A 26,483-nucleotide genomic window follows, 5' to 3' on the forward strand; every position below is an offset into this window, starting at 1 on the left:
AGCCATAATTAACCAATAATTAAAACTATGAAAAAAATATCCTTATTAGCAATAGTAGTTCTATTTGCTTCTAGTTGTATGCAACAACAACACCCTGACTATGCAAAAAACTTAGAAACAGCCAAAAAGCTTTTTCAGCTTCATGAGCTAGAAGATTATGACGGACAAGCCGCACTTATAAGTAAAGATATCGTTGCTGAAACGTCTTTGTATGGTTCAGAAAAAATGGGCTATGATGAGTTTATGGCTAACATAAAAGGCTACCATATGGCCTTTGATAATGTTAAGTACACTCCTGAAGTTTGGCTCCCTGGATCAGACACATTAGGAAACTTGAATGGAAGTGTACGCACCTATGGGGTATGGACAGGAACACAAGTTCAAACCAAAAAAGAGTTAAGCCTAAAAGGCTACTGGTACTTTGGTTTTGACGAGGATGGTTTACTTAACGCACAAGGGGATTATTTTGACTTTGGTGGAATGGTTGACGCTGTTTATCCCAAAAATTTAGTTATTGTTTCTTTGGATATAAAAGAAGGGAAACTTGACAATGTTTTGGAAATTTTAAACAGCGAAGGTGGTCTACCTACCACAAGAGCATACGAGGGATGCCTTTCTTTAGAGATGACAATCAATGAGAATAGTAATACCATTTGGGTCGTTGGTGAATGGGCGACAAATGACCACTATGCCGCTTATTTAAAATGGAGGCAAACCGAAGATACTGTAATAGGCGCAATGGTGCCTTTCCTTAAAGGAGGTGCAGATGGGATTAATATTGTGCATCCAAATACGGGCTACCAGTCCTTTTAATTGTTTAAATTTTAAAACCAAAATATTATGAAATACATAATTAGTTTTTTTTCAATATGTGTGTTGCTAAGCAGTTGCAACAACACAGCGTCTGTTGACATGGAAAAGGCTACTCAAGAAGCGAATGATTTTATTGCAAGTCAATTTGATTTCTTTACAGAAAGTAGTCTTGAATTAGCCAAAGAAACCTTTACCGAAGATGCAATCTTAATTGGTACAGATGCAGCTGAGTACCTCTCTGGCTGGGCTGAAATTGAGCCTTCAGTAGAAGCTCAGTTAGCTATTAAAGATCCCGTCTTTAGCGCGCGGAAATTAAATGTTGTCATGGCTGATGGCGGTGATATGGCTTCATATACGCAAGAGCTTGATTTCACCTTCAATATTGGTGGGGAAGCAGGAGAAGTTAATAACGTTAGAAATAGTGGTGTGATAAAAAAAATAGATGGACAGTGGAAAATCGTTCAAATTCATTGGTCTATTGGGCTTGAAGGACAAGCTGTAGAATATGAAATACCAGAATAAATCTTAGAGCACTTTAATTACTAACCAATACCAAAAAAAGGCACCCAATTGGGTGCCTTTTTATATAGAATAATTTAAATTTAAACTAGTACTGATAAAGGGTTATAAATAGAAGAAAAAAACGATGTTTATACGATATAACCTATTACAGCAAAAACGAATTAGAGTGTAAATCTGAATTCAAAACAGTCGATATTTTGACAAAAACTAGCTCTTGAAATAGAAAACAAGATGTTATAAGGAATAAGAGTTTCAAATTGGTAGTATTTAAGGTTAATATTACTAAAGATTTTAATAAATAAAAAATTTAAAGAATCTTACATAACAAAAAAACCCGCAACGACTGTTGCGGGTTTTGTACACCCCATTGAGCTATTTTCGAAACAGAGTTTGGAATTTTTATAAAGATTTAAATCGACCTAAACTATAACAACGATAAATTCAAAAATTCCACAATTTCTTTTCAAGTTGTTCAAGACTAACCCCTTTGGTTTCGGGTATACATCTGTAGACAAATAGAATTATAAACAAAGTGAAACCAATAAAAATGAAATAGGGTAAAGATCCATTCCAAAAGACATTGTTGTTTATTTCACTTCCAGTAACCATTGGAAATGTTTGAGATACCAAATAATTGGCAGCCCATTGTGCTGCTACAGCTATTGACATGGCAACACTTCTAATTTTATTGGGAAATATTTCAGAAAGTAATACCCAAACAACTGGACCCATTGATAAAGAAAATGAAGCAATAAATATCAATATTCCTATTAGTGATAAAACACCTATGGATTGTTGTTGTAGAGTGATTCCCAAAAATAAAAATCCTATTATCATACCAATACAACCAGCATAAATAAGTGGTTTTCTGCCAAATTTATCAACACCATACATGGCAACTAATGTGAATACAACATTTATAAAAGCAAGAAGAATTTGCTGCTTTAACACATCGTCTTGCCCAAAACCTAATGCTTTTTCAAAAATATCTGCACCATAATACAATACCGCATTGATGCCTGTAAACTGCTGTAATATAGATAAAATGGACCCTATGAAGATAATGCTTAATACTGATTTTGAAAAATAATTTACTTGGTTCGAGTCCGTTTTATCAGACTGTAACGATGAATTAATTTCTTGCATATCTTGGTGTGCACTCTCTGCGTCTTGAAGTTTAATTAAAACCTCTACGGCCTCATCATGTTTACCTTTAATCGCTAGCCATCTTGGGCTTTTGGGGACAAAGAATAATAAAATTAAAAACAAAGTACTTGGAATTAGTTCCGACCAAAACATTCGTCGCCAACCAAATGAAATATTTTCTGATTGAGATAAATCATTGCCAATAAAATAGGTTGCCAAAAACACAGCAAAAAAACCAATAACTATAGCGAGTTGATAATACGTTACCATCTTACCTCTTATGGAATTTGGTGCAATTTCAGCAATATACATCGGTGCATTCATTGATGCAATACCTATACCTAAACCACCAATTATTCTAAAGATCACTAAAACAGTTACAGATTCAGGAAATAGACTTGGAAGACCAGAACCATATGCTGAAATAGTAAAAAGTATTGCAGAAATTATTAATGATCTTTTTCTTCCAATTTTAATACTTAATTTTCCTGAGGTTATTGCACCTATAAAGCAGCCTAAGAGACCACTACCGACTACCCAACCTTTTAAGGCGTCGCTTAATTCAAAATACTTGCTTAAATAAAATTGAGCGCCATTTATAACTCCTGTGTCGTAGCCAAATAATAACCCTCCAAGAGCCGAAATTATGGTAATAAATAAAAGATATGTCCTCTTACTCAATGTAATAATTTTTTAAATTAATATAGTACAGATTGCATTGCATGAGGCAAAATTGTTTGCTGAATTTCCGCACCCTCAACAATGAGTTTATAATCAATTGGCAGGTCCGTTTTATTCATGACCACAGTTACAATATCCCCATTTGGATTTTGAAAAGATGTACTTTCAATTGTACTTCTACTTGTCGTTGTGCTAATACGCTTTGCTTTGGGCTCTATGAATTTTGAAAAATGTCCAATGTAATAATAGGTTGGGGTATAAATTAGCTCGTTTGTTTTTGTATTGGCATGTATAGGCGCAAAACAGAAATTCTGTACATGGTTTGGTCCTCCAAATTCATTGAGTAAAATATTCCAATCGGTCCAGCCTACAGTACCACTATTAAAATCATTAATCATAGAATTTCCATAACGTTCAGCATTAGACCATCGTTCGTATTGAGTGGGGTCAAATTTTTCTTGACATCCTTCAGTGAATAATAAATTCATTTTGGGAAATGATTCTTTAATATTTTTTAGATTGTCATATTTCGGGTCTCCACCAGTCCATGTTTCGTACCAATGAAACCCTATCCCCCATGCATATTTCTTGGCTTCAGGATCTTCAAAAATAGTGTTGGCTCGATGAGATATTAAATCTCTATTATGATCCCATACGACAATGTTTTTGTCACCAAAACCATTCTTTTCAAATGTTGGTCCCAAGTAATTTTTTAGGAAATCTCTTTCTTCTTCGGCAGTATATATACAAGACTCCCAACGCTGTACCGCCATAGGTTCGTTTTGGATGGTAACGCCCCAAACAGGGATTCCTTCTGCTTCATAGGCATCGATAAATTTAACGTAGTAATTTGCCCAAGCTTGATTGTATTCCGGCAGTAGCTTCCCCCCACGAAGCATATGGTTGTTGGTTTTCATAAATGCTGGTGGACTCCAAGGGCTAGCATAAAACACCAAATCGTCATTTATTATCGCTTGTGCACGCTTTATCATTGGTATGCGTTTTACTTTATCCATTTCTATAGAAAACGTCTTAAGTTCTTTGTCGCCTTCCTCTATATAGGTATGACTACCTAAACCAAAATCACTACTGTGAATACTGGTTCTTATGATGTTATAGTTAATCCCTTCTTCAGTAAAATAAGCGTTGAGAAGTTCTTCTTGTTTATCTTTACTTAGTTTAGAAAACACTTCTGCTGAAGCATCTGTAATTGCACCTCCAATGCCTAAAAATTCTTGAAATTGTTTTTGAGGATTGACAAAAATAGCCACTTCCGTTTCTAAAGGTTGATTTGCTTCAACAAAAAAATTTTTGCTGTCTAAAGAAAGTCTTTTATTTGTGTTTTCCGCTGTGGTGTAAACACTAACCTCATTGTTAATATAGTTAGATTTTGTATCGATTACATTGTGGTTCTCGATTAAACGTTCTGTTTTTTCGCTTTGTTTACACGAAAAAAAGGTAATTATTAGGGCAACTAGATATAAGGGATTTTTGTTCATATTTTTTATTATTTACCATACATATGTGCCAACAGCGCCTGATTTTAGTGATGTCGTAACAGACTCTCCAGGTGTCTTTATGTTAAAAGATATATCTATGTTGGAATTATTAAGTACAATTACAACAATATTACCCTCTGGAGTTTCAAATGCAACATTGGGTAAATCAGAAGAGTAATTGGATTGAATTCTTTTGGAACCTGGCTTAACGAATTTTGAAGCGTGAGCAATGACATAATACCCAACATTCCTCTGAACATTATTACCGTCAATGGTTAGTCCTCCCAAGCATTCTGTACATCCTCCATCGGTGTGAGGTTGAAGGCTTGAATTTGAGGCTAAATTCCATTCTAAGACCGTTTTACACCAATTTCTTGTCGCACCAATAATCAACTCTTTCATGTGCCAACGCAAATTGTCGTCAAATTCACTATTGACACCAACCCATTGTTCTGTGAAATATAAATTTTTGTTAGGGTGGGCATTGTGTAGAGAAGAAAGATTATTAATAGACCCATTATAAAGATGAAATGCAGAACCGTCTACATACGCATTAGCAACAGGATCATCTAAAATACTTTTAGCATAAATTATATTGTCTGCATTGTGGTCCCAAATAATAATTTTGGTTTGAATATTGGCCATTTCAAATGCTGGACCTAAGTGATTTTTAATAAAATTTAATTGATCCAATGATTCCATATACATACTAGGATTGTTCCCGTCATGCAAAGGCTCGTTTTGAACTGTTATGGCACTAATGGGAATGCCTTGGTCGGCATATGCTTGAATATAGTTTACAAAATAATTGGCATAAACTTCAAAATATTCTTGTTTTAAACTCCCTCCAATAGAATTATTGTTGGTTTTCATCCATGATGGTGCAGACCATGGTGAGCCCATTATTTTAATGTTTGGGTTTATGGTAAGAATTTCATTCAATACAGGGATTAAATTTTGCTCATCATTAGCAATAGAGAAATTATCTAAATTAATATCTGTCTGCCCACTAGGCATATCATTGTATGAAAATGGTGTGGCGTCAAGATCAGAAGCTCCAATACTAACTCTTAAATAACTAATTCCCATATTATCTGGATTAAAAAGCTCATTTAACAACTCTGCTCTTTGAGAAGGTGACATATTGTTTATGTGTAGGGCACTCCCTCCTGTCAATGTAAAACCAAAACCATCCATTTCTTGAAATTTAATTTCTGGATTTACCGTAATAGAAAAGTTTTGATTTCCCAAAAAAAGAGGGACTTTATCCGATTGTAAATCAAATAATTGTGTTCGATCTGCATTGGTTAAGTACAAATCAACATTGCTGTAATCAATAGTTGGGTTTGTTGGTATATAACTATTATTCGAGTTATCTTTTCCTGATGAGCAATGAAATAATATCGTGCTCAATAATATTAGTACAAATTTATTCCTCAAAATATAAATTTAAATGGTCTGTTTCCATAGCTATGGGCCCATTTAATCTCTTGGAAATGGGCCCACAAACAAATAAACCAATTCAAAAAAATTCTTTTTTTAATTAATAGTTCTCATTTCAATATTGTCGACAGAAACGCCGTCCAATAAATCTTCGCCACCGCACTTGATTACCAAATAAATAGTTTCTGTAGATTGTGCAACAAAAACACCTTGTTCGCCTGGAAAATCACAACCTACTACAGAAAGATAACCGCTAAATGCTTCAGTGGCACAACCACCCCATGTGCTAAATTTTGCTATCGCTCCACCAGCAGAGTAATCAGAGCCGTCTACAGGGGTTGTAGAAGATGCAAATACTTCAAACCAAGTATTTTGAACACCTGTAGTTGAACTCACCAACATGTCGACTTTATAAGTTATACCTTCTATAACGTCAACCGCTTGATAAATTCCTTTTTGGTTCCAGCCACCACCAGCAACTTTTGCTTTACCATCAGCAAAAGTCCATTCAGTTCCAGAAGCGCTAATATTAAGTACTGTCCATTCAGAAACATCATCAGCAGTATCAAACTTTCCTCCTCTGACAATATTCCCAGCTAAAGGGTCAGATGTTTCAACGACAAGCTCTTGTTCTGCAATTGTTGATGCTCCGCCAATTCCTGTAACTCTGTGTTTAATAGTATAAACGCCAGCATCTGGGAAGAATACTTCTTTTGTAGCGCCTCCAATATTAAATCCAGTATCATCGGCAACATTCCATTGTGATGTTAAATAAGTGCTGTTTGCTGTAAACAAATATGTATTGTTTACCCCATCAACTGGAGTAATAGTAAAACTAGCATCCATTTCAGAAGCACTAAGTCCATTTGCATCTTGAAATTCATCAGGCTGACATGAAATTACGATTAAGGCCGTGAGTAGTACATACAAAACCTCAAAAGCACTGTTTTTTGTTCTATTTAATTTCATAATATTACTTTATATAATTAATAATTAGGGTTTTGAACTAATGTTGTATTTTCTAGTTCTGGAAGAGGAATCGGTAAAATTTCATTTTTATTAGGCGTAAATCCTTTAAATGCTAATGCCGAAGCAGCATTCCCTGTTCTAACCAAATCATACCATCGGTGACCTTCACCAGCTAATTCTAAGCGACGTTCTTGCGTAATCGCTTGTAAAGAAACTGGAACTGAAGGCAGTCCTACTCTCGCTCTCACAGCATCTAATAAAGCTTGTGCACGTGTTCCAGTGCCTCCAAGAGCTTCAGCTTCCATCAAATAAGTGTCTGCTAAGCGAATGATATATGTATTTTGTCTGTAATTCAAAACTGGCTCTCCTCCTCCTGTTGTTACATCACTTGTTAATGGCATAAACTTTTTCAAATAGTAGCCTGTGTGTTGGTAGCTTTGTTCAAATTCCACTTCTCCAGCATCGGCATACGCTTGCAAATCTTCAATGGTTGAATCAAATCTTGGGTCGCCAACCATTACATCATATAAATTTTGAGTAATGATATTGAAACCCCAACCAGATGCATAACTTGGTGCATTAGGGCTTAACCTAACATATCCTCGAGGTCCACTCATCACATTTAGACTATTTCCTTCGTCTGAATCTGAGCCCCAATTACCCCATCCTGAGTTACTAAGGTTTGAATGAGACACTTCGATGATTGCTTCAGGATTGAAATCAATATCCGCACCCCATAAATCTGAGAAATCATTCAATAAGGCATAACCGTAAGGACTAGTCGCACCAGGTGTACCATTCACTTCTGAAAGTATACTGGCTGCTTCTGAGTTTTTATTTCGATATAAATAAACTTTACCCAAAAGTGCTTTTACTGCCCCTTGACTAAGTCTTCCTGCCTCGCTGGCCATATCCAATTCTGCAAGGGTTGCAGGAAGGGCTGGGATAGCTTGAGTCAAATCAGTTTCTATTTGATTATATACGTCATTTGGGTCCGCTTGTGTGATAGTATAATAATCATCAATACTGATTGGACCCGTTATTAATGGAATGTTTCCAAATAAACGTACCAATTCAAAGTAATATAAAGCTCTGAGTGACTTTGCTTCAGCTGCAAATCTTGCTTTGGTATTCTCTGGCATATTTATTTGCGGTAACTTCGACAATAAAACATTGGCTCTGAAAATACCTTGATAATAATCATTCCAATAGCTTGGCGCAATGGTTGATTCGCTTATAGTGTAATTAGAAAATACCTGCAGTTGGCTTCCATCTGATGAACTTCCACCACCTGTATAATGATCGTCCGAACCAGAATTTAGTAATGAAATCATATTTTCAAAACCTCCTGATTGTTTTCTTAAGATATCGTAAACTGCAACTAATCCAGAATATGCTTCACTTTCATTGTTGTAGTAATTATCTTCAAGAAAAGTTCCTTTAGGATCTACTTCCAAGTATTCTTTGTCACATGCCATTGTGATTAATACTACAGGGATGTACATCAATACTTTTTTAAATGTTTTTAACTTCATAATATTATTTTTAAAACTGTAAATTAATTCCAAGTTGATTGGTAACAGCTTGTGGATAATACCCACGATCGATACCAAAAATTCCACCTCCAATTTCAGGGTCATATCCGCTGTATTTAGTGAAAGTTAAGAGGTTTTCTGCGGTGTAATAAACCCTCAATTTATCAATTCCTAATTTGTCCAAAACACTTTCTGGTAGACTATAACCAATTTGAATAGTTTTTAGTCGCAAGTAATCACCATCTTCCAAATAGAAATCTGATGGATTAGAAAAGTTGTTGTTTGTGTCATTGGTTGTCAGTCTTGGATGAGTATTTGAGGTTCCCTCACCTACCCATCTCCCCAAGGCTGCTGTTTGGTAATTTGCATTAACAATGTCTAATCGTCTTAACCCTTGAAAAATCTTGTTCCCTGAGGCACCTTGACAAAACATGAAAAAATCGAAGTTTTTGTAGTCTAAATTCAGTGAAAAACCAAAAGTGAATTTTGGTAGCGAACTTCCTAAGAATCCTCTATCATCAGAGTCAATATCCCCATCATCGTCCATATCAACCCACTTGAAATCTCCTGGTTGCGCATTTGGTTGAATAATGGTTCCATTTGAACTAACATAATTGTCAATTTCTGCTTGGTTCTGAAAAATTCCATTGGTTTTGAACCCATAAAAGGAATTCACGGGCTGGCCAACTTGAGTTCTTGTTATTGGAAAGTTCGTCGATTGAATAGATGCTCCTCCAGAAAGAAAATCTACTCCATTTCCTAAATGAGTAACCTCATTTTCTACATAAGAAACGTTTCCATTAAAGGAAAGATCGAATTCTCCAAAACTTTTGTTGTAGCCCAACTCGATGTCATAACCAATGTTGTCCATATCAGCGATATTGCCAACAGGATCTCCTATAGCACCAACATAACCTGGAATTGCTATATTTTGCAATATTCCTGTAGTAGTTTTTTTGTACCAATCGAATGATAATGAAATGTCATTGAACAAACGCGTGTCAAATCCAATATTTAACTGGCTTGTTTCCTCCCATTTTAAATCTGGATTAGATGGTGCATTAGGGCTATTCCCAATAACTATTGAACCAGGGTTGCCAATGGTGTAGTTTCGTCCTCCACCAATTGTCGACAAGTATTGAAAATCTCCAATATTATCACTTCCTGTTACACCAAAACCACCTCTTATTTTAAGTTGATTTACGACATCATTATCGTTCCAAAATTCTTCTCTAGATGGAACCCATCCAGCAGAGAATGATGGGAAAAATCCAAATTTATTATTTGAACCGAATCGAGAAGAACCATCTCTTCTAAAAATTGCTGTAAGCAAATATTTTTCATCAAAATCATACGTTAATCTCGAAAACAATGAGGTTACTCTGTGTTCTACACCTTCATATGAAGAAGCATTAATTTGTTCTTGAGGGACTGAAAAATTGAATGATGCATCGGAATAGTTATCTACTGGAATATCATAATAAGTTACACTCTCTCCAAAAGTAATATTATCAGCATATACACCTTGCCCTAAAAGAACAGTAAAATTGTGGTCTTTGATTTTTTTAGAATACGAAATTGTGTTTTCTAAATTCCACCCCAATCCTCTGTTCGTTCCACGCGATATATTGTTTTGATTTACAATTGTAGCAGCATTCAAATAAGAAACAGGAGTAAAACTTTTGTATCCCCAGTAGGCAAGTTTTGCCCCAACCGTACTTCTTAATTTAAGCCCCTCAATTGGTTCATACTCTACAAAAGTATTCCCCACAAAATTATCAGACCAACCATAGTTGCCTAAACGGGTCTTTTGATAGGCCAATGGATTTGACATTTCCTGTGCAACAAAATTAGAAATACCATAAGGGTTCCCGTTATTATCTCTCCAAATTCCTTCATTGGTGTATGGAGCTTGGCCTGCAAATACAGGATCTGTTTCTACAATTGGAGTTGTTGGGTCCAAATTGATGGCAGAAGATAATGGGCCACCAAACTCACTGTTTGTGTTTCCAATACCAACATTTTTCTCATTAGAATATCCTAAAGTTTGTCCAAAACGTAATTTATCTGAAATTTCGTGTGTTGAATTTAATCGAACATTTTTTCTAGTATAATTAGAAATATCGCTCATAACGATCCCCTCTTGTTTGTTATATCCAAAAGATGCATAAAACTTGGACACATCGTTACCCCCACTAAGACTCAACTCGTGCTGAGAACGCATGGCACTATTGTTAAAAATTACGGATTGCCAGTCTGTACCTTCTCCGAGAGATGATGGATCTGTAATTTGAATAGTTCCTCCTCCATTAACATATTTTTCATTTAATAGAGTAGCATATTCTCTGGCATTTAAAAGGTCTAATTGTCGAGATGCAGATGATACACCTGTATAGCTGTTTACATTTACACTTAGCTTTCCAGATTTACCTTTTTTGGTAGTAATAAGGATTACACCTGCAGCGGCTCGAGCACCGTATATTGCTTGGGATGCAGCATCCTTAAGTACTTCAACAGATTCAATATCAGATTGATTTAAAAAGCCAATACCACCTGAATCTACAACAACTCCGTCTACAACCCATAGCGGTTCGTTAAATCCTAATGTAGTGATTCCTCTAACTCTGACTGTAGAATTAGAACCAGGTTGTCCAGAAGTTGCAGCAATTGTAACTCCAGAAACACGCCCTTGTAGTGTTTGCTCGACTCTGGTGATTGGTAAATCTTCTAATTCTGTTTGTTTTACCCCAGAAATCGCACCTGTAATAACACTTTTCTTCTGTGTGCCATATCCAACGACAACAACTTCGTCTAGTAGGCTTGTATCTTCCTCCATTAGAACATTTATAACGGATTTACCGTCGACAATAATTTCTTGAGTTTTGAAGCCAATATAGCTAAACACCAATACTTTAGAATCTGAAAGCTCAGTGTTTAAACTGTAGTTTCCATCAAAATCAGTAATAGTTCCTACGGTAGTTCCTTTTATCACCACAGAGACACCTGGTAATGGCATGTTATTGTTGTCAATGACCTGACCAGTAAGACCATTCTGACCAAATGCTGTGTAACTTAACAACATCATAGAAATGGTAAAAAATAACTGTTTGGTTAGTTTCATATTAAAATATTTAAGATTACTATTTCGTTTGCGTTGCAATATAGTTTGGTATTTATCTTAAATCAATGGCGTATAAATAAAAAGTGGATTTTGAATTTGTAAAAAAATACCTAAAATACTGTTAATCAGTAATTTAAAATTTTAATTGGATAAATTAAAAGTGGATTAATGTCACGGAAATCGGTAAAAAATTAAGAAAATTTTAAGAAATTGAGCTATAAATAAATGTCAAAATCGAAAATTGTCAAAACCTTAACTGTATTTTTAGTAAAATGAAAATAAACTAAAGTCAATGATTAGGTTATATATATTTTAAAGAATCCTCGAATGTGTCTTTATCCAAAGCACGATTATTTATCGCAGCTCGATAATTATAAATTGTATTTACCGAAAACCTTAATATTTTGGCAATATTTGAACTTCGTGTAATTCCTAATTTTATTAGAGCCAAAATCCGCAGTTCTGTATTGAGTTTAGATGAGTTATGTATGGATAATTGATTTTCGGGTTTAAGCAATTTATTTACTGACTCAATAAAATTTGGATGGATATGCAGAAAAGATCCGTCAAAATTTTTATTAAAAATCTCTAACTCCTCATCAATCAACTGTTTAGATTTTGATAATTTTAGTAAGGCATTCATTTGATTGCTGTTTACATACTTACTGACCAATTTTCTATAAGAATCTAGTTTAGATATATATTCAGAATATAAATTTAAAAAAGAACCTATATAATGTTCTTTAATTTTATCTACTTTTGATAGCTTATCGTATAAACTTTTTAAATCCTCATTAAGAATTTTTAATTCATTTCTAGCTTTTGAAACTTTGACAACCTGTTTGTATAAAGAGAAAATTGCAAAAATTAAAAAAATTGAAAGCAAACCAATTGATATGACCAATACTTGAAGTTGCTTTTTTTGTTTTGCGCTTTTATCTTCATACGCTTTAGTAATTAATGGCATCGTATTGGCAATATTTACAAATCTTAAATTGGAGTTGAAAAACTCGGCATCGTCATAAGAAAAATTTATATAACGGTATGCTCGGTCAATGTCACCTTCGTTGAAAAGAATCTTCGCAAGAGTTCCAAGAGAAGCATTGTCTTTTACCGAAGCCTGAATGTCAGAGATTGCGGAGAGAATTAAATATTCTTTTTGTTTTATTTGATTTCCAGTCATCTCATAGAGCAGAGATCTTTCAAATGTAATTAATGAAAATAAACGAGTCCCTAAGCTAACTTTTTCAAGTCTGTTGTTATTGATTTTAAAAGCCATGTCAATATTACGGCTGTCTCTAGATTCTTTTTCTTTAAGTCTCAGTGCTTCATCTGAATTCGGTTTTAACTCTAAAAAAAGAGAGTCCTTGTATATGTTATAAAGATGATTATATTTTAATTGCCTGGATTTTACAGAAGTACTATAAGCCAATCCTGAGTAACCTTCTTTTAATGCATAAAAATAATTTTCGAATAATGGTTTTTGAAGTGAGTTTCGGTCTATTTCGCTCAAAGCATCAATTGATTCTTTGTAGCGCCCTGTATTTACTAAAACCATACTCATTTTTAATATAGCATCATTAATCAAAATCTTATTGTTTAGCTGATTAGCAAGTTCAATATTCTTTTCAATATATTTTAATGAGTTATCAAAATTGTAATATTGATACAGCTTAAAAAGTTCATCATTGACTCTAATTTTTTCTTCAAGAACATTGGTTTTAAAATAGTCATCTAACAATCTTTTTATTTGATTCTCTTTTGCCTTGTCAAATACTTTTTGCTTTTCCATTTTATGCTCAAGAACACTAATTAATGAGTCGATATTTTGACAAAAAACTAGTTCTTGAAATAGAAAAAAAGATGTTATAAGGAATAAGAGTTTCAAATTGGTAGTATTTAAGGTTAATATTACTAAAGATTTTAATAAATAAAAAATTTAAAGAATCTTACATAACAAAAAAACCCGCAACGACTGTTGCGGGTTTTGTACTGAAGACGGGACTTGAACCCGTACGGCCTAATGGCCATTGGATTTTAAGTCCAACGTGTCTACCAATTCCACCACTTCAGCATTAAGACTTAAAAATTCTGAGCGAAAGACGGGATTTGAACCCGCGACCCCCACCTTGGCAAGGTGATGCTCTACCCCTGAGCTACTTTCGCAATTTATAAGAACGTCCCTTTGATATACAAAGGGGTTGCAAATTTAACACATTTCTGATAATACCAAAGTTTTTTTTGGTTTTTGTCATCACTTCTTTGTGAGCATTCGCTTAATTTCATTAAGCTTCATCAAAGCCTCAACGGGCGTCAGGCGATCGATATCTGTATCCAAAATATCGGTTTTTAATTCCTCCAACAATGGGTCGTCCAAATTGAAAAAACTCAATTGCATGTCAGAATTTAAATCTTTGACTTTAGCCGTAAGTTCATCACCAGAATGTGATTTTTCGAGTTGTTTCAATATTTTTTTTGAGCGTTGTAGTACCGCCTGTGGCATTCCAGCCATTTTTGCGACATGAATTCCAAAACTGTGCTGACTACCTCCAGCAACTAAGGTTCTTAAAAACAATACATTGTCTTTCAATTCTTTAACCGCAACATTATAATTTTTGATGCGCGAAAACGATTCTGTCATTTCATTTAATTCATGATAATGGGTTGCAAAAAGTGTTTTAGCGCGCGAAGGATGTTCATGTAAATATTCACTAATTGCCCAAGCTATAGAGATCCCATCATAGGTGCTTGTTCCTCGTCCAATTTCGTCTAACAACACTAAACTTCGCTCTGAAATATTATTCAAAATTGAAGCGGTTTCATTCATTTCTACCATAAAGGTGGATTCACCCATAGAAATATTATCACTTGCGCCCACTCGCGTAAAAAGTTTATCAACCACGCCAACCCTTGCCTTTTCAGCAGGAACAAAACTACCTATTTGTGCCAATAAAACAATCAAAGCGGTTTGACGTAAAATTGCAGATTTACCCGACATATTAGGCCCTGTAATCATTATGATTTGCTGGGTTTCACGATCTAAAAAGACATCATTGGCTACATAAGTTTCACCCAAAGGAAGTTGCCGTTCTATGACAGGGTGACGGCCCTTTTTGATGTCTAAATCAAAAGTGTCATCAAGTTCTGGTTGGGTATATTGATGCTGTTTGGCCAAATGTGCAAAAGCACTTAAGCAGTCCAATTGGGCAATCAATTGAGCATTTTGTTGTACGTCTTTGATATAGTCGTGCATCCAAACAATTAATTCTGAAAAAAGGCGCTGCTCAATAGCTAAAATTTGATCTTCAGCTCCTAATATTTTTTGTTCATATTCCTTTAGTTCCTCAGTAATATAGCGTTCAGCATTAACCAAGGTTTGTTTCCTTACCCAATGCTCAGGCACCTTGTCTTTATGGGTGTTACGCACCTCAATATAGTAGCCATAAACATTATTTGAAGCAATCTTCAGTGAAGGAATACCCGTAGCTTCACTTTCACGGGCCAACATTTGATCAAGATAGTCCTTCCCCGAAAAAGCAATAGCACGCAAAGACGCTAATTCTTCAGATGCAGAAGAAGTAATACTATTCCCCTTTAAAATATTTACGGGCGCATCTTCATTAAGAGTACTTTCAATTTTTGTAATAAGAGCATCACAATCCTGAATCTGCTCCCCTAAACTTTTCAAAGTTGAATGACCACTCTCCAAGGCAAGTGTTTTAATTGGTAGGATTTGCTCTAAAGAATTTTTAAGTTGCACCACTTCACGGGGGTTAACTTTACCCGTGGCAACCTTAGAAACCAAACGCTCCAAATCACCAATTCCTTTGATGCTCGATTGCAATGCCGACAATGCAGATTCACTTTGATAAAAATAGTCAACCACATCGTGACGGGCTTTAATTTTTTCAACAGTTTTTAATGGAAGTGCAAGCCAGCGCTTAAGTAGCCTTCCGCCCATTGGAGATAAAGTTTTGTCTATAATTTGTATTAAAGTAACGGCATTGTCGTTGCTGGAATGATACAACTCTAAATTGCGAATCGTAAATTTGTCCATCCAAACAAATTCGTCTTCTAAAATACGCTCAATAGAAGTAATATGTTGCAATTTATGGTGCTGAGTCTCACCCAAATAATGAAGTATAGCACCTGCAGAAACCAAGCCATATGGCAAGCCCTCAACGCCAAATCCTTTTAAGGTTTTGGTTTGAAAATGAGTACATAAAGACTCATAAGCATAATCCTCTTGAAACACCCAGTCTTCTAAATAAAACACATTAAAATCATCCCCAAAAGTTTGACTGAACTTTGTGCGCTTTTGTTTCTCAATTAAGACTTCACTTGGGGTGAAATTTTGAAGCAATTTAGCCACATAAGCTTCCGTTCCTTGTGCTGTCAAAAACTCCCCAGTAGAAACATCCAAAAGAGATATCCCAATCGATTTTCCAAAATAAACAGCTGCTAAAAAATTATTGGTTTTAGAGCTTAAAACCTCATCATTCAGCGAAACACCAGGTGTTATGAGCTCTGTGACCCCGCGCTTGACAATCGTTTTTGTTTTTTTAGGATCTTCTAGCTGGTCACAAATCGCTACACGGGCTCCTGCTTTTACTAATTTTGGTAAATAGGTGTTTAGGGAATGGTGTGGAAATCCTGCAAGCTCTGTTTCACTCTGACTTCCAGCACCGCGTTTGGTCAAGATAATATCTAATATTTTTGCGGCCTTTACAGCGTCGCTGCCAAAAGTCTCATAAAAATCGCCCACACGAAATAACAAGAGAGCATCGGGGTACTTTGCCTTAATGGCATTGTACTGTTTCATGAGCGGTGTTTCTTTTTTTAGTTTTTTGGCCAACGATTCTTCCTTTTAAAAAGTGTACTTTTGTGGGTATATAAAGATGCTAATGTAACTAATTTTAGCGTGTTTTAAAACCTAACAACAGACAAATAAACTCATGCGAAAATTAAAAAATAGCGAATTGAATCGGCTGAGTATTGAAGACTTTAAAACAATAGAAAAAACTCCTCTGATTGTCATTTTAGATAACGTAAGAAGTTTAAATAATATTGGCAGTGTTTTTAGAAGTTCGGATGCTTTTCGCATTGCGCATATTTACCTTTGTGGCATAACGGCCACTCCTCCTCATAAAGACATTCAAAAAACAGCTTTAGGCAGTACAGAATCTGTGTCTTGGTCCTACGCCGAAAATACTTTATCTGTTGTACAAGACCTTCAACAAAAAAAGGTAACCGTCCTCGCTGTGGAGCAGGCCGAAAACGCAGTTCTATTGCAGAATTTTGTTCCTCAAAAAAAGACAAGCTACGCAGTTGTTTTTGGGCATGAGGTTAAAGGCGTTTCTCAAGAAGTTGTAAATCAATCGGATGGTGTGCTAGAAATCCCTCAATTTGGAACCAAGCATTCCTTAAATATTGCCGTAAGTTGCGGGGTTGTATTATGGGATTTATTTTCAAAAATAAATCAATCTTGAATTTGTTTAAGCAGCCATAGATAGTCGTGACGATTTTCAATAAAATCGCGCTCCGAAATGTCTATTATTTTCACTTCAGACTGTGGGTTATTTTTCATAAATTCTAGGTAGCCAAGATGAATTTTATCTAAATAAGCAGATGCTAAATTACGCTCATAGTCGCGCCCTCGTTTTTTAATATTCTGCTGTAGTTTGTCTGTGTTCTGATGCAAATAAACATACAAATCGGGGCGTTTTATATCTTTATAAACTTGATAAAATAATTTTCGATACAGTAAAAACTCATCAGCAGATAAAGTAATTTTCGAAAATATTAGTGATTTAAAAACATCATAATCCGCAATGATAAAGTCTTTAAACAAATCCAATTGGGCTAAATCATCCGAAATCTGTTGGTAGCGGTCAGCTAAAAAAGACATTTCTAAAGTAAATGCATACCGTTCGGCATCTTCATAAAATTTGGGCAAAAAGGGATTATCTGCAAAACGCTCAAAAATAGATTTTGCATTAAAATCCTGGGCCATCATATGAGTTAAACTCGTCTTGCCTGCGCCAATATTACCCTCGATCGCAATAAAATTGTAGGCTGTAAAATCAAAGTCCTGTAGTGGGTTTTTGAGCTGAATGTCGTGTTTTGTAATCGGACTGTTGTCTGTACAAACATCTAAAATTTTTGACACTGTTTTGTTTTGTTGAGGGTGGAACAAGTCTGCTGCAATTTCAACCAAAGGTTTGAGCACAAAAAGACGTTGATCTAATCGCGGGTGTGGAACTGTTAAAATATTGTTTTCAATAATTTGATCATCGAAAAACAATATATCCAAATCTATGGTTCGAGCGCGGTATTGGCCATCATCAAAGCGCTTACGCCCGTGACGTTCTTCTATTTGAAGAAGTTTTGAGAGTACTATTTCAGCAGATAAACAAGTCCTAACTTGAAGACAAGCATTTAAAAAAGCATCGCCTTCAAACCCCATTGCAGGTGTTTCATAACAACTGGATAAACGCAACACACTCCCTACCTCGTAATGAATGGCCTCAACCGCCAATTGAAGATGAGAAAAACGATCCCCAACATTACTGCCAATTCCTATAAAAATACTTTTTTGTTCTGTCATAAGAAGCAGCAATTTAAGTAAAAGAAAAATTAATATTATATCTTTACTAAAGAAATTATTGACAACGAATGACACTGAAAGACAAAGTCTTAGCGCAACGCCTTTATTTGATTTTAGGGATACTGTTCATCACATCTCTTGTTGTTTCTAACCTTATATTTAAAAAATTCTTTTATTATTACCCTTTTGATATTTCTCTTTTCGGAGTCAATTTATTTGAAATTTCTGTAGGCATCTTGCCGTACCCTATTACCTTTTTGATAACTGATTTGATCAGTGAAATTTACGGCAAGAAAAAAGCAAACGAAGTGGTTGTAGGAGGAATTTTTGCTTCATTTTTTGCCATGGGAATTATTTATGTAGCCAATGCGGTACCAGCAACTGATTGGTCGCCTGTTTCAGACGATTTATTCTCAACAGTGTTTGGGAGTACAGCCATTGCTGTTTTGGCAAGCATGATGGCCTATCTTTTTGCTCAATTTATCGACATACAGATTTATCATTATTGGAAACGCCTGACTGCGGGTAAACATCTATGGTTACGCAACAATTGCTCTACGTTTTTATCACAATTTATTGATACTGCTACGGTACTTTTACTACTGTGTGCATTTGGAGAAATCAGCTGGAATTTGTTTGGTGGATTACTGCTTGCTGGATTTCTATTCAAAATTATCATCGCCGCACTTGATACTCCATTTTTATACCTTGGTGTATATATGTTTAGAAAACGCTTTAAACTTGATATCAACGAAGAAATTGAATTGGATTAAGCTTGTACATCAAGACCAATAACAAGACCTTCATTGCTGCGTACATTAAAAACTGTTTCATCATCAAAAATGAGGTATTGCCCTTTAATACCTACTAAAATTCCTTCGTATTCTGGTGTTTTAGTAAGGTTCAAGCTTTTCGGTTTTTCAGGGTATTTATGAACTGGGAATTGCAAGTTTAGCGGCTCATTATTAATTAGAAAATACGGCTTGACTTCTTCTGGAAGAAAGGACGAGAGTTGATGCCGCCAAACAGACAAATCTTCTTGTGTTGCGTTGCCTTTTAACATTTCTCGCCAATTGGTTTTATCGCTAATATGTTTTTTTAAAGCGACCTCAGCCACACCTGCTAAGTACCGATTAGGTACTTCTAAAATTTCAAGAGCAGTTTGTGCCCCTTGATCGATCCAACGCGTTGGGACTTGTGTTTTTCTCGTTACACCTACCTTAACATTACTCGAATTGGCCAAATACACAATATGGGGTTGTAACTGAACTTTTTTTTCAAATTCTAAATCGCGTTCTTCAATATCCAAATGCGCCTTACTTTTCTCAGGATGCATAATCCAATCGGCAGTTTGTGGTAGTTCAAAAAAACAAGACTTACAAAAGCCTTGACGAAAGGTAACTTCCCTGCTTCCGCAACTTAAACATTCAAATCCAATAAATTTTAATTTTAGCTTTTTATGAATCAATTGATGTGCTTGAATAAGCGCGCCTCCAAGAGACAAATAATAATTTATGGGCGCCGCTAGCTCCGTTTGCATTTTTGTAAGCACACCTTGATAAAGCATAAATAAATTTTGTTACTTTTAACATTGTAAATATAGCTATTTTTTATGCCAATTCCATTAGTCAATTCCGTTGCGTCCTGGTTTTTAAAGAAGCGTTTTCATCAAATTGATTTGTTTCTTAAATACCCCTACGAAGTTCAGAATGAGTTACTTACTCAACTGCTGGAATTGTCAAAAAACACTGAAATTGGAAAGAAATACAATTTTGAATCCATTGGGTCATACAGAGAATTTGCTGAGCGAGTTCCTGTTTCTACTTATGAAACTTCACATGAATTGATCGAGCGCTCGCGCCGAGGAGAGCAAAATATTTTTTGGGCTAAGCCTATTAAATGGTTTGCAAAATCAAGCGGGACTACAAATTCCAAAAGTAAATTTATCCCCGTCAGTAACGCCTCTTTGGAGGACTGTCATTATGCAGCAGGGAAAGATTTGTTGTGTATGTATTTGAATAACAACCCTGATTCTGAGCTTTTTAATGGTAAAAATTTACGCCTTGGGGGGAGCAAAGAACTTTACGAAGAAAATGGGACTATTTTTGGGGATCTTTCAGCTATTTTAATTGATAATATGCCGTTTTGGGCAGAATTCAGCAGTACGCCAAGCAATAAAGTCTCGCTAATGAGCAACTGGGAAACAAAAATGCAAGCGATTGTGGATGAAACTATCAAAGAAAATGTAACGAGCTTAGCTGGTGTTCCTTCTTGGATGCTGGTGTTGTTAAATAATGTTCTTGAGACTACAGCTCACTCTAATTTATTGGAGATATGGCCCAATTTGGAAGTTTACTTTCACGGAGGAGTTAGTTTCATGCCCTATGCCGATCAGTACAAAAAAATAATCCCGTCCTCTTCATTCAAATACTATGAAACCTACAATGCTTCAGAAGGATTTTTTGCCATTCAAGATCAAAACGACTCAAACGATTTATTATTGATGTTGGATTATGGCATTTTTTATGAGTTCATCCCTATGGATGTATATGGTACTAAAAACGAAAAAGTAATTCCATTGTATGCGGTCGAAAAAGGCAAAAATTATGCTGTGATCATCACGACCAATGCTGGGCTTTGGCGCTATCAAATTGGCGATACGGTTCGTTTTACTTGTATTGACCCCTACCGCATTAAGGTAACAGGGCGTACGAAGCATTTTATTAATGTGTTTGGGGAGGAATTAATAATAGAGAACAGCGAGCGCGCCTTAAAAAATGTATCAGAAAAAGTGGGTTGTGAAATTAGCGAATACACAGTTGCACCAATTTTCATGCAGGGTAATAACAAAGGGGCGCATGAATGGCTCATTGAATTCAAAACACCACCGAAAGATCTGAACTATTTTTCAGAACTTCTAGATAATGCACTAAAAGCATTGAATTCCGATTATGAAGCCAAACGCTACAACAACATGACTCTAAATCCTCCAAAAATTATTCTTGCACGCAATGGACAATTTCACGATTGGCTGAAAAGTAAAAACAAATTAGGCGGACAACATAAAATTCCTCGGCTCTCAAATTCAAGAATATTATTAGAAGAGTTAATGGCACTAGCCTAGATTGTAGCCCTTGCTTATGCAACAGCATATTACTTTTAAAAGAATTGTAAACAGAAAGCTATGAGACCGCCTTAAGTTGATTTAAGCGGGTTCTACTCAGGTGCTTTTTAACATAGGCTTTATCCACAACCAGAGACGTTTCTTCGCTTCCAGGAAGCGAAAACATAGCATCGGTTAGAACTTCCTCACATAAAGAACGCAATCCACGGGCTCCTAGCTTATACTCTACTGCTTTTTGTACGATAAAATCCAAGGCTTCGTCTTTAAAGCTTAGCTTGATGTTATCCATTTCAAAGAGTTTAATATATTGCTTGGTTAGTGCATTTTTAGGCTCTGTAAGAATCGCTCTCAAGGTTGCTTCATCCAATGGGTTCATGTGTGTAAGAACGGGAAGTCGTCCAATAATTTCAGGGATAAGGCCAAAATCTTTCAGGTCCTTCGGAGTAATATATTGCAAGAGATTTTGGGTGTCTATTTGTTCGCCTTCTTGAACAGATTTGTAGCCAATAGCTGCCATATTGAGGCGTTTCGAGATATGACGCTCAATACCATCAAAGGCTCCACCGGCGATGAATAAGATATTTTCAGTATTAACTTCAACGAATTTTTGATCAGGGTGTTTTCTTCCTCCTTTTGGGGGAACATTAACTACAGTCCCTTCCAACAATTTAAGCAATGCTTGCTGTACTCCTTCACCCGATACATCTCTTGTAATCGAAGGGTTATCACTTTTTCGTGCAATTTTATCAATCTCATCAATAAAAACAATTCCACGTTCGGCTTTTTCTTGATCATAATCAGCCGCTTGTAAAAGACGTGTCAACATACTTTCTACGTCTTCCCCGACATAACCCGCCTCTGTCATGACTGTTGCATCTACAATAGCCAAAGGGACGTTGAGCATTTTAGCAATGGTTTTGGCCATTAGTGTTTTGCCTGTTCCTGTTTGGCCAACCATGACGATGTTACTTTTCTGTATTTCAATATCCTCATCAGTAGTGGTCTGCAATAAGCGTTTGTAATGGTTATAAACAGCCACAGCCATCACTTTTTTTGTTTGATCTTGGCCAATAACATAAGCATCCAAAAAAGCTTTTATTTCTTTCGGCTTCTTGAGCATCAGTTCAGAAGAGAGTTCTTTGTCTTGATGCTTTGACTCTTCGGCAACAATTCCATGGGCTTGTTCTATACAACGATCGCAAATATGCGCATCAAGGCCTGCAATAAGTAGATTTGTATCTGCTTTTTGTTTACCGCAAAATGAACATTCTAATTCTTCTTTAGCCATAAGAGATTGAGGTTTTGTGTGGTGGCACTATGCCTTTCTTGACAATATTTCATCAATCATTCCGTACTCAAGGGCTTTATCCGCTTTCATCCAGTAATCTCGATCACTGTCTGCATATACCTTATCATAGTCTTGTCCAGAATGCTTGGAAATAATATTGTAGAGTTCTTCTTTTAATGTTAAAATTTCCCGTGCAGTAATTTCAATATCGCTTGCTTGCCCTTGAGCGCCACCCAAAGGTTGATGAATCATGACACGAGAATGCGTCAGCCCACTGCGCTTTCCTTTTGCACCAGCACACAACAGCACAGCACCCATAGAAGCTGCCATTCCTGTACAAATGGTAGCAACATCTGGTTTGATCAGCTGCATGGTGTCATAAATACCTAGACCAGCATAAACACTTCCACCTGGGGAATTAATGTAAATCTGAATGTCTTTAGCAGCATCTGTACTTTCCAAAAACAATAATTGAGCCTGAATAATATTGGCCACTTGGTCATTGATTCCCGTACCAAGAAAAATAATTCGATCCATCATAAGACGTGAGAAAACATCAAAAATTGCAATGTTCATTTGGCGTTCCTCAATAATATTTGGGGTAAGCCCCGTTGGCATCATACTGCTAACAATCTTGTCGTAGTAGGTGCTGCTGATGCCTTGATCTTTGGTCGCAAATTTTTTAAATTCCTTTCCGTAATCCATATATATGTTTGTTTTTGAGAATGTAAATATACTATTATTTTCGAAGGATAGTTTATTTTTTAAATACAAAAAAACACTTCCGAAGAAGTGTTTAAAATTTATTTTACAGCTAAAAATTACTTTCCGTAAACTTCTTTAACAAAAGCCTCATAGCTCATTTCTTTAGCTTTAAGTTTTGCGTTGTCTTTGTAAAAACTTAACAATTTCTGGCTTGTCAATTGCTCTGACATTCGTTTTACTTCATCTTGATTTGACAACACACGCGCCACTATATCTTCTACTTCTTTTTCAGAAGGATTCAATTGTCCGAATTGTGCCATCTGACCTTTAATCATTTCACCAGCATAAGCTTTCAATTCCTCAAAATTCACCTGTAGATTATTGTCTACAATCAGTTTGCTCTCTATCAACTGATAACGCATACTTTTCTCAGACTTTTCATACTCTTCTTTAGCCTGAGCTTCATTCATAGGCTCTTCACCTACTGTTTGAAGCCACTTTTGTAAAAATTCAGCTGGTAAATCAAACTTGGTATTTTCTACTAAATATTCAGTGACATCATTTAATAATTTCTGATCTGATTGCTGAACAAATTGCTTTTCTGCATCTGCCTTAATTTTTTCTTTTAGTTCAGTAACCGTTTTTACAACGTCTTTACCAAATAATTTATCGAAAAGCTCTTGATCCAAATCGGCTAAGCCTCTTTCGTTTATTTCATTGACTGTAAATGTGAGCTGAACATTCAAATCATTAGCCGTGTTTTGATCAATTTTTAGGTAGGTTGTCAAGTCATGTGCTTCCTTGAAAAGTCCTTTTGATTTTACAGTGATGATATCTCCGGATTTTGCACCAATAAATTTCTTTAGATTGGATTTCCCCTTCAATTTGTCCAATGAAATGGTCGTGGTCGATTCAATACCCACTTCATCATTGAAAAACACTCCAGTTAGTTCGTCACCTTCACTAGCTTCTGACTTAGAAATCAGTTGACCATATTGCTTTTGTATATTGGTGATTTGATCTTGAACCATTTTATCGTCCGCCACAATAGTATATTGTGTGATCGCTTTACGTCCTTTTAGCTTTATGTCAAACTCTGGACTTAATCCAATTTCAAATTCAAAAGAGAATGCGTCAGTATCCCAATCAATATCATCTTGCGCTTTTGGCAACGGATTCCCCAAAACGTCTAACTTTTCATCATTTAGATATTTACCTAAAGATTCTTGAAGTAGTTTGTTGACTTCCTCAGCCAAAACGGCTTTACCGTATTGTTTTTTGACCAAGCCCATTGGAACTTGACCTTTTCTAAATCCTGGAATATTTGCAGACTTTCTGTAATCGGTAAGAATTTTTTCTACTTTATCAGCATAATCTGACTTTTCAATGTCGATTTTTACAACCGCATTTAAAGCATCTTTATTTTCTCTTGTAATATTCATTGTTATGAATTAAAAATTGGGTGGCAAAAGTACAACAATTTTAATGGAGTACAAATATTTTAATAATTTGAAAATCAGGACAAAAAGTTTGAAACAGCTGCAAAAAATGCTTCAGGGTTTTCGGCATGAAGCCAATGGCCTGCTTTTGGGATGGTTTCAATTCTAACATTTGAAAATTGCACAGAAATTTGTTTTTCATCATCTGGGCCGATGTATTCGGAGCGATCACCTTTAAGAAATAGTGTAGATCGCTCCACGCTCATTTGAGCTGGTAGAGCTTCACCTACCTCAGCAACATTCTTTTTTAATGCTTTCAAATTGATACGTAAAGCCAATTGTCCAGGCTGAATCCAATATAAGTTTTTTAATAAAAACTGTCTGATTCCGAGTTCAGAAATATACTCGGACAGTTTTTCATCGGCTTGTTTTCTTGATTTTATTTGCGAAAAATCAAGCGAGTCAAGCCCTTCCAAAATAGCATCGTGATGCACCGGATAAAACCGAGGGGCAATATCGGCTACAATGAGCCGATGAACTAAACTGGGGTAAAGAGCGGTAAAAAGCATTGCAGTTTTTCCACCCATTGAATGCCCCAAAAGAATGCATTTTTCAATGGCGTTTTGTGTGCAATACCTCAGCAAATCTTGCGTAAGAAGTTCATAATCAAATTTGTCGTCGTGAAAACTTCTGCCGTGGTTTCTTTGGTCAATAAGGTGAATTTGATACCCCAATTTTGAAAAGCGAAGAGCCATGGTCTTCCAATTGTCGCCCATCCCAAGAAATCCGTGTAGTATGATAAATGGCTGCCCTACCCCAATTACTTTTGCATGCAGATTCATGACTCCAATCGATTCAAATACATATTGATGACATTTTCTACTCCTAAGTATAGGCTTTCAGAAATTAAGGCATGACCAATCGAAACCTCCAATAAGTTTGGAATATTTTGCTTGAAAAATTTAATGTTATTTAAAGATAAATCATGCCCTGCATTTATACCCATCCCTAATTCATGAGCAAGAACAGCGCAGTCGGTGTAGGGTTTAATTGCAGCTGAATTACCAATGGCATAGTTGTGTGCAAAACTCTCTGTATACAATTCAATGCGGTCTGTGCCCGTAGCCTTGGCAGCTTCTACTTGATGAAGGCTAGGGTCCAAAAATATTGAAGTTCTAATGCCTTGCTTTTGAAATTCATCAATAGTTTCACGCAAAAATGAATGGTGTTTTACGCAATCCCATCCAGCATTGCTCGTGATGGCATCTTCAGCGTCAGGTACAAGGGTCACTTGATCTGGTTTAATGACTGAAACTAAATCTATAAATTTTGGAATCGGGTTTCCTTCTATATTATACTCTGTATAAACTTCGGTTTTAAGATCATGTGCGTCCTGATAGCGAACGTGGCGTTCGTCTGGTCGTGGATGAATTGTAATGCCTTGTGCGCCAAACTCCTGAGCGTCTTTTGCAAATTGTATCAGGTTGGGCGTGTCGCCACCTCTTGCATTTCTCAATGTTGCTATTTTGTTGATGTTCACGCTTAATTTTGTCATAACCAGATTGATTTATCTGCAAAAATACAAAGTCCG

Annotated in this window: 20 protein-coding genes and 2 tRNA genes; 5 read left to right on the forward strand and 17 right to left on the reverse strand. The window is 35.8% G+C overall.

Annotation, left to right across the window (positions count from 1 at the left end):
* Positions 1-27: 27 nt before the first annotated feature.
* Entirely contained in the window at positions 28-813 is a 786-nt protein-coding gene (locus tag FORMA_RS09195) for an antibiotic biosynthesis monooxygenase family protein (RefSeq protein WP_157506029.1), read from the forward strand.
* 27 nt (positions 814-840) lie between these two features.
* On the forward strand, positions 841-1,335 hold the full coding sequence (locus tag FORMA_RS04750; protein WP_069674576.1) for a nuclear transport factor 2 family protein: 495 nt from the start codon (positions 841-843) through the stop codon (positions 1,333-1,335).
* Between the two features lie 441 nt (positions 1,336-1,776).
* Here FORMA_RS04750 and FORMA_RS04755 read toward each other — a convergent pair whose 3' ends face one another.
* The 10 genes from FORMA_RS04755 to mutS form a co-directional block, all read right to left on the reverse strand.
* Positions 1,777-3,162: a sugar porter family MFS transporter gene (locus tag FORMA_RS04755; protein WP_069674577.1), complete on the reverse strand. Its 1,386-nt coding sequence runs from the start codon at positions 3,160-3,162 to the stop codon at positions 1,777-1,779.
* Positions 3,163-3,179: 17 nt separating this feature from the next.
* Positions 3,180-4,661 (reverse strand): glycoside hydrolase family 30 protein, encoded by a 1,482-nt coding sequence (locus tag FORMA_RS04760; protein WP_069674578.1) that lies wholly within the window; start codon positions 4,659-4,661, stop codon positions 3,180-3,182.
* Positions 4,662-4,673: 12 nt separating this feature from the next.
* On the reverse strand, positions 4,674-6,074 hold the full coding sequence (locus tag FORMA_RS04765) for a glycoside hydrolase family 30 protein (protein WP_231924966.1): 1,401 nt from the start codon (positions 6,072-6,074) through the stop codon (positions 4,674-4,676).
* Between the two features lie 126 nt (positions 6,075-6,200).
* Positions 6,201-7,073: a hypothetical protein gene (locus FORMA_RS04770; protein ID WP_069674580.1), complete on the reverse strand. Its 873-nt coding sequence runs from the start codon at positions 7,071-7,073 to the stop codon at positions 6,201-6,203.
* Between the two features lie 17 nt (positions 7,074-7,090).
* Positions 7,091-8,608, reverse strand: a complete 1,518-nt coding sequence (locus tag FORMA_RS04775; protein WP_069675450.1) for a RagB/SusD family nutrient uptake outer membrane protein — start codon at positions 8,606-8,608, stop codon at positions 7,091-7,093.
* Positions 8,609-8,618: 10 nt separating this feature from the next.
* Positions 8,619-11,729, reverse strand: coding sequence for a SusC/RagA family TonB-linked outer membrane protein (locus tag FORMA_RS04780; protein ID WP_069674581.1), 3,111 nt, complete (start codon positions 11,727-11,729; stop codon positions 8,619-8,621).
* A 301-nt stretch (positions 11,730-12,030) separates the two neighbouring features.
* Positions 12,031-13,521 (reverse strand): DUF6377 domain-containing protein, encoded by a 1,491-nt coding sequence (locus FORMA_RS04785; RefSeq protein WP_069674582.1) that lies wholly within the window; start codon positions 13,519-13,521, stop codon positions 12,031-12,033.
* Positions 13,522-13,719: 198 nt separating this feature from the next.
* Positions 13,720-13,803, reverse strand: a tRNA-Leu gene (locus tag FORMA_RS04790).
* 20 nt (positions 13,804-13,823) lie between these two features.
* Positions 13,824-13,895 (reverse strand) — tRNA-Gly (locus tag FORMA_RS04795).
* Positions 13,896-13,983: 88 nt separating this feature from the next.
* A complete protein-coding gene (gene mutS, locus FORMA_RS04800) occupies positions 13,984-16,584 on the reverse strand; it encodes a DNA mismatch repair protein MutS (RefSeq protein ID WP_069674583.1) in 2,601 nt (866 codons plus the stop codon).
* Between the two features lie 100 nt (positions 16,585-16,684).
* Here mutS and FORMA_RS04805 point away from each other — a divergent pair, with 100 nt between their 5' ends.
* Positions 16,685-17,218 carry an RNA methyltransferase gene (locus FORMA_RS04805; protein ID WP_069674584.1) on the forward strand — a complete coding sequence of 178 codons (534 nt, stop codon included), beginning with the start codon at positions 16,685-16,687 and terminating at the stop codon, positions 17,216-17,218.
* On the opposite strand, the gene folK is transcribed toward FORMA_RS04805, so the two are convergent.
* Entirely contained in the window at positions 17,209-18,336 is a 1,128-nt protein-coding gene (gene folK / locus FORMA_RS04810) for a 2-amino-4-hydroxy-6-hydroxymethyldihydropteridine diphosphokinase (protein ID WP_069674585.1), read from the reverse strand. The two genes, FORMA_RS04805 and folK, sit on opposite strands and share 10 nt — an antisense overlap.
* A gap of 68 nt (positions 18,337-18,404) precedes the next feature.
* On the opposite strand from folK, the gene FORMA_RS04815 reads away from it, so the two are divergent.
* A complete protein-coding gene (locus tag FORMA_RS04815) occupies positions 18,405-19,109 on the forward strand; it encodes a queuosine precursor transporter (protein ID WP_069674586.1) in 705 nt (234 codons plus the stop codon).
* Here FORMA_RS04815 and FORMA_RS04820 read toward each other — a convergent pair.
* Positions 19,106-19,903, reverse strand: coding sequence for a DUF2797 domain-containing protein (locus FORMA_RS04820; RefSeq protein ID WP_069674587.1), 798 nt, complete (start codon positions 19,901-19,903; stop codon positions 19,106-19,108). The two genes, FORMA_RS04815 and FORMA_RS04820, sit on opposite strands and share 4 nt — an antisense overlap.
* 45 nt (positions 19,904-19,948) lie before the next feature.
* On the opposite strand from FORMA_RS04820, the gene FORMA_RS04825 reads away from it, so the two are divergent.
* On the forward strand, positions 19,949-21,460 hold the full coding sequence (locus tag FORMA_RS04825; RefSeq protein ID WP_069674588.1) for a GH3 auxin-responsive promoter family protein: 1,512 nt from the start codon (positions 19,949-19,951) through the stop codon (positions 21,458-21,460).
* Positions 21,461-21,518: 58 nt separating this feature from the next.
* On the opposite strand, the gene clpX is transcribed toward FORMA_RS04825, so the two are convergent.
* From clpX to FORMA_RS04850, 5 genes are all read right to left on the reverse strand, one after another.
* Entirely contained in the window at positions 21,519-22,748 is a 1,230-nt protein-coding gene (clpX, locus tag FORMA_RS04830; protein ID WP_069674589.1) for an ATP-dependent Clp protease ATP-binding subunit ClpX, read from the reverse strand.
* A 27-nt stretch (positions 22,749-22,775) separates the two neighbouring features.
* Positions 22,776-23,453, reverse strand: a complete 678-nt coding sequence (gene clpP / locus FORMA_RS04835) for an ATP-dependent Clp endopeptidase proteolytic subunit ClpP (RefSeq protein ID WP_069674590.1) — start codon at positions 23,451-23,453, stop codon at positions 22,776-22,778.
* A gap of 116 nt (positions 23,454-23,569) precedes the next feature.
* On the reverse strand, positions 23,570-24,895 hold the full coding sequence (tig, locus tag FORMA_RS04840) for a trigger factor (protein ID WP_069674591.1): 1,326 nt from the start codon (positions 24,893-24,895) through the stop codon (positions 23,570-23,572).
* Between the two features lie 74 nt (positions 24,896-24,969).
* The gene (locus FORMA_RS04845; protein ID WP_069674592.1) at positions 24,970-25,734 is read right to left on the reverse strand and encodes an alpha/beta fold hydrolase; all 765 of its coding nucleotides are present in this window, start codon (positions 25,732-25,734) and stop codon (positions 24,970-24,972) included.
* Positions 25,731-26,447, reverse strand: a complete 717-nt coding sequence (locus FORMA_RS04850) for a pyridoxine 5'-phosphate synthase (protein WP_069674593.1) — start codon at positions 26,445-26,447, stop codon at positions 25,731-25,733. Before FORMA_RS04850 ends, FORMA_RS04845 begins: the two co-directional genes overlap by 4 nt.
* Between the last annotated feature and the right edge of the window lie 36 nt (positions 26,448-26,483).

The organism is Formosa sp. Hel3_A1_48, assembly GCF_001735715.1.
In the GTDB taxonomy this organism is placed as follows: domain Bacteria; phylum Bacteroidota; class Bacteroidia; order Flavobacteriales; family Flavobacteriaceae; genus UBA3537.

Coding starts and splice junctions, on each gene's coding strand:
- clpP (WP_069674590.1), bottom strand. CDS start 23,453: ATGGATTACGGAAAGGAATTTAAAAAATTTGCGACCAAAGATCAAGGC.
- FORMA_RS04775 (WP_069675450.1), bottom strand. CDS start 8,608: ATGAAGTTAAAAACATTTAAAAAAGTATTGATGTACATCCCTGTAGTA.
- clpX (WP_069674589.1), bottom strand. CDS start 22,748: ATGGCTAAAGAAGAATTAGAATGTTCATTTTGCGGTAAACAAAAAGCA.
- FORMA_RS04825 (WP_069674588.1), top strand. CDS start 19,949: ATGCCAATTCCATTAGTCAATTCCGTTGCGTCCTGGTTTTTAAAGAAG.
- FORMA_RS04780 (WP_069674581.1), bottom strand. CDS start 11,729: ATGAAACTAACCAAACAGTTATTTTTTACCATTTCTATGATGTTGTTA.
- FORMA_RS04850 (WP_069674593.1), bottom strand. CDS start 26,447: ATGACAAAATTAAGCGTGAACATCAACAAAATAGCAACATTGAGAAAT.
- FORMA_RS04805 (WP_069674584.1), top strand. CDS start 16,685: ATGCGAAAATTAAAAAATAGCGAATTGAATCGGCTGAGTATTGAAGAC.
- FORMA_RS09195 (WP_157506029.1), top strand. CDS start 28: ATGAAAAAAATATCCTTATTAGCAATAGTAGTTCTATTTGCTTCTAGT.
- FORMA_RS04785 (WP_069674582.1), bottom strand. CDS start 13,521: ATGGAAAAGCAAAAAGTATTTGACAAGGCAAAAGAGAATCAAATAAAA.
- FORMA_RS04760 (WP_069674578.1), bottom strand. CDS start 4,661: ATGAACAAAAATCCCTTATATCTAGTTGCCCTAATAATTACCTTTTTT.
- tig (WP_069674591.1), bottom strand. CDS start 24,895: ATGAATATTACAAGAGAAAATAAAGATGCTTTAAATGCGGTTGTAAAA.
- FORMA_RS04820 (WP_069674587.1), bottom strand. CDS start 19,903: ATGCTTTATCAAGGTGTGCTTACAAAAATGCAAACGGAGCTAGCGGCG.
- folK (WP_069674585.1), bottom strand. CDS start 18,336: ATGACAGAACAAAAAAGTATTTTTATAGGAATTGGCAGTAATGTTGGG.
- FORMA_RS04750 (WP_069674576.1), top strand. CDS start 841: ATGAAATACATAATTAGTTTTTTTTCAATATGTGTGTTGCTAAGCAGT.
- FORMA_RS04815 (WP_069674586.1), top strand. CDS start 18,405: ATGACACTGAAAGACAAAGTCTTAGCGCAACGCCTTTATTTGATTTTA.
- FORMA_RS04845 (WP_069674592.1), bottom strand. CDS start 25,734: ATGAATCTGCATGCAAAAGTAATTGGGGTAGGGCAGCCATTTATCATA.
- FORMA_RS04770 (WP_069674580.1), bottom strand. CDS start 7,073: ATGAAATTAAATAGAACAAAAAACAGTGCTTTTGAGGTTTTGTATGTA.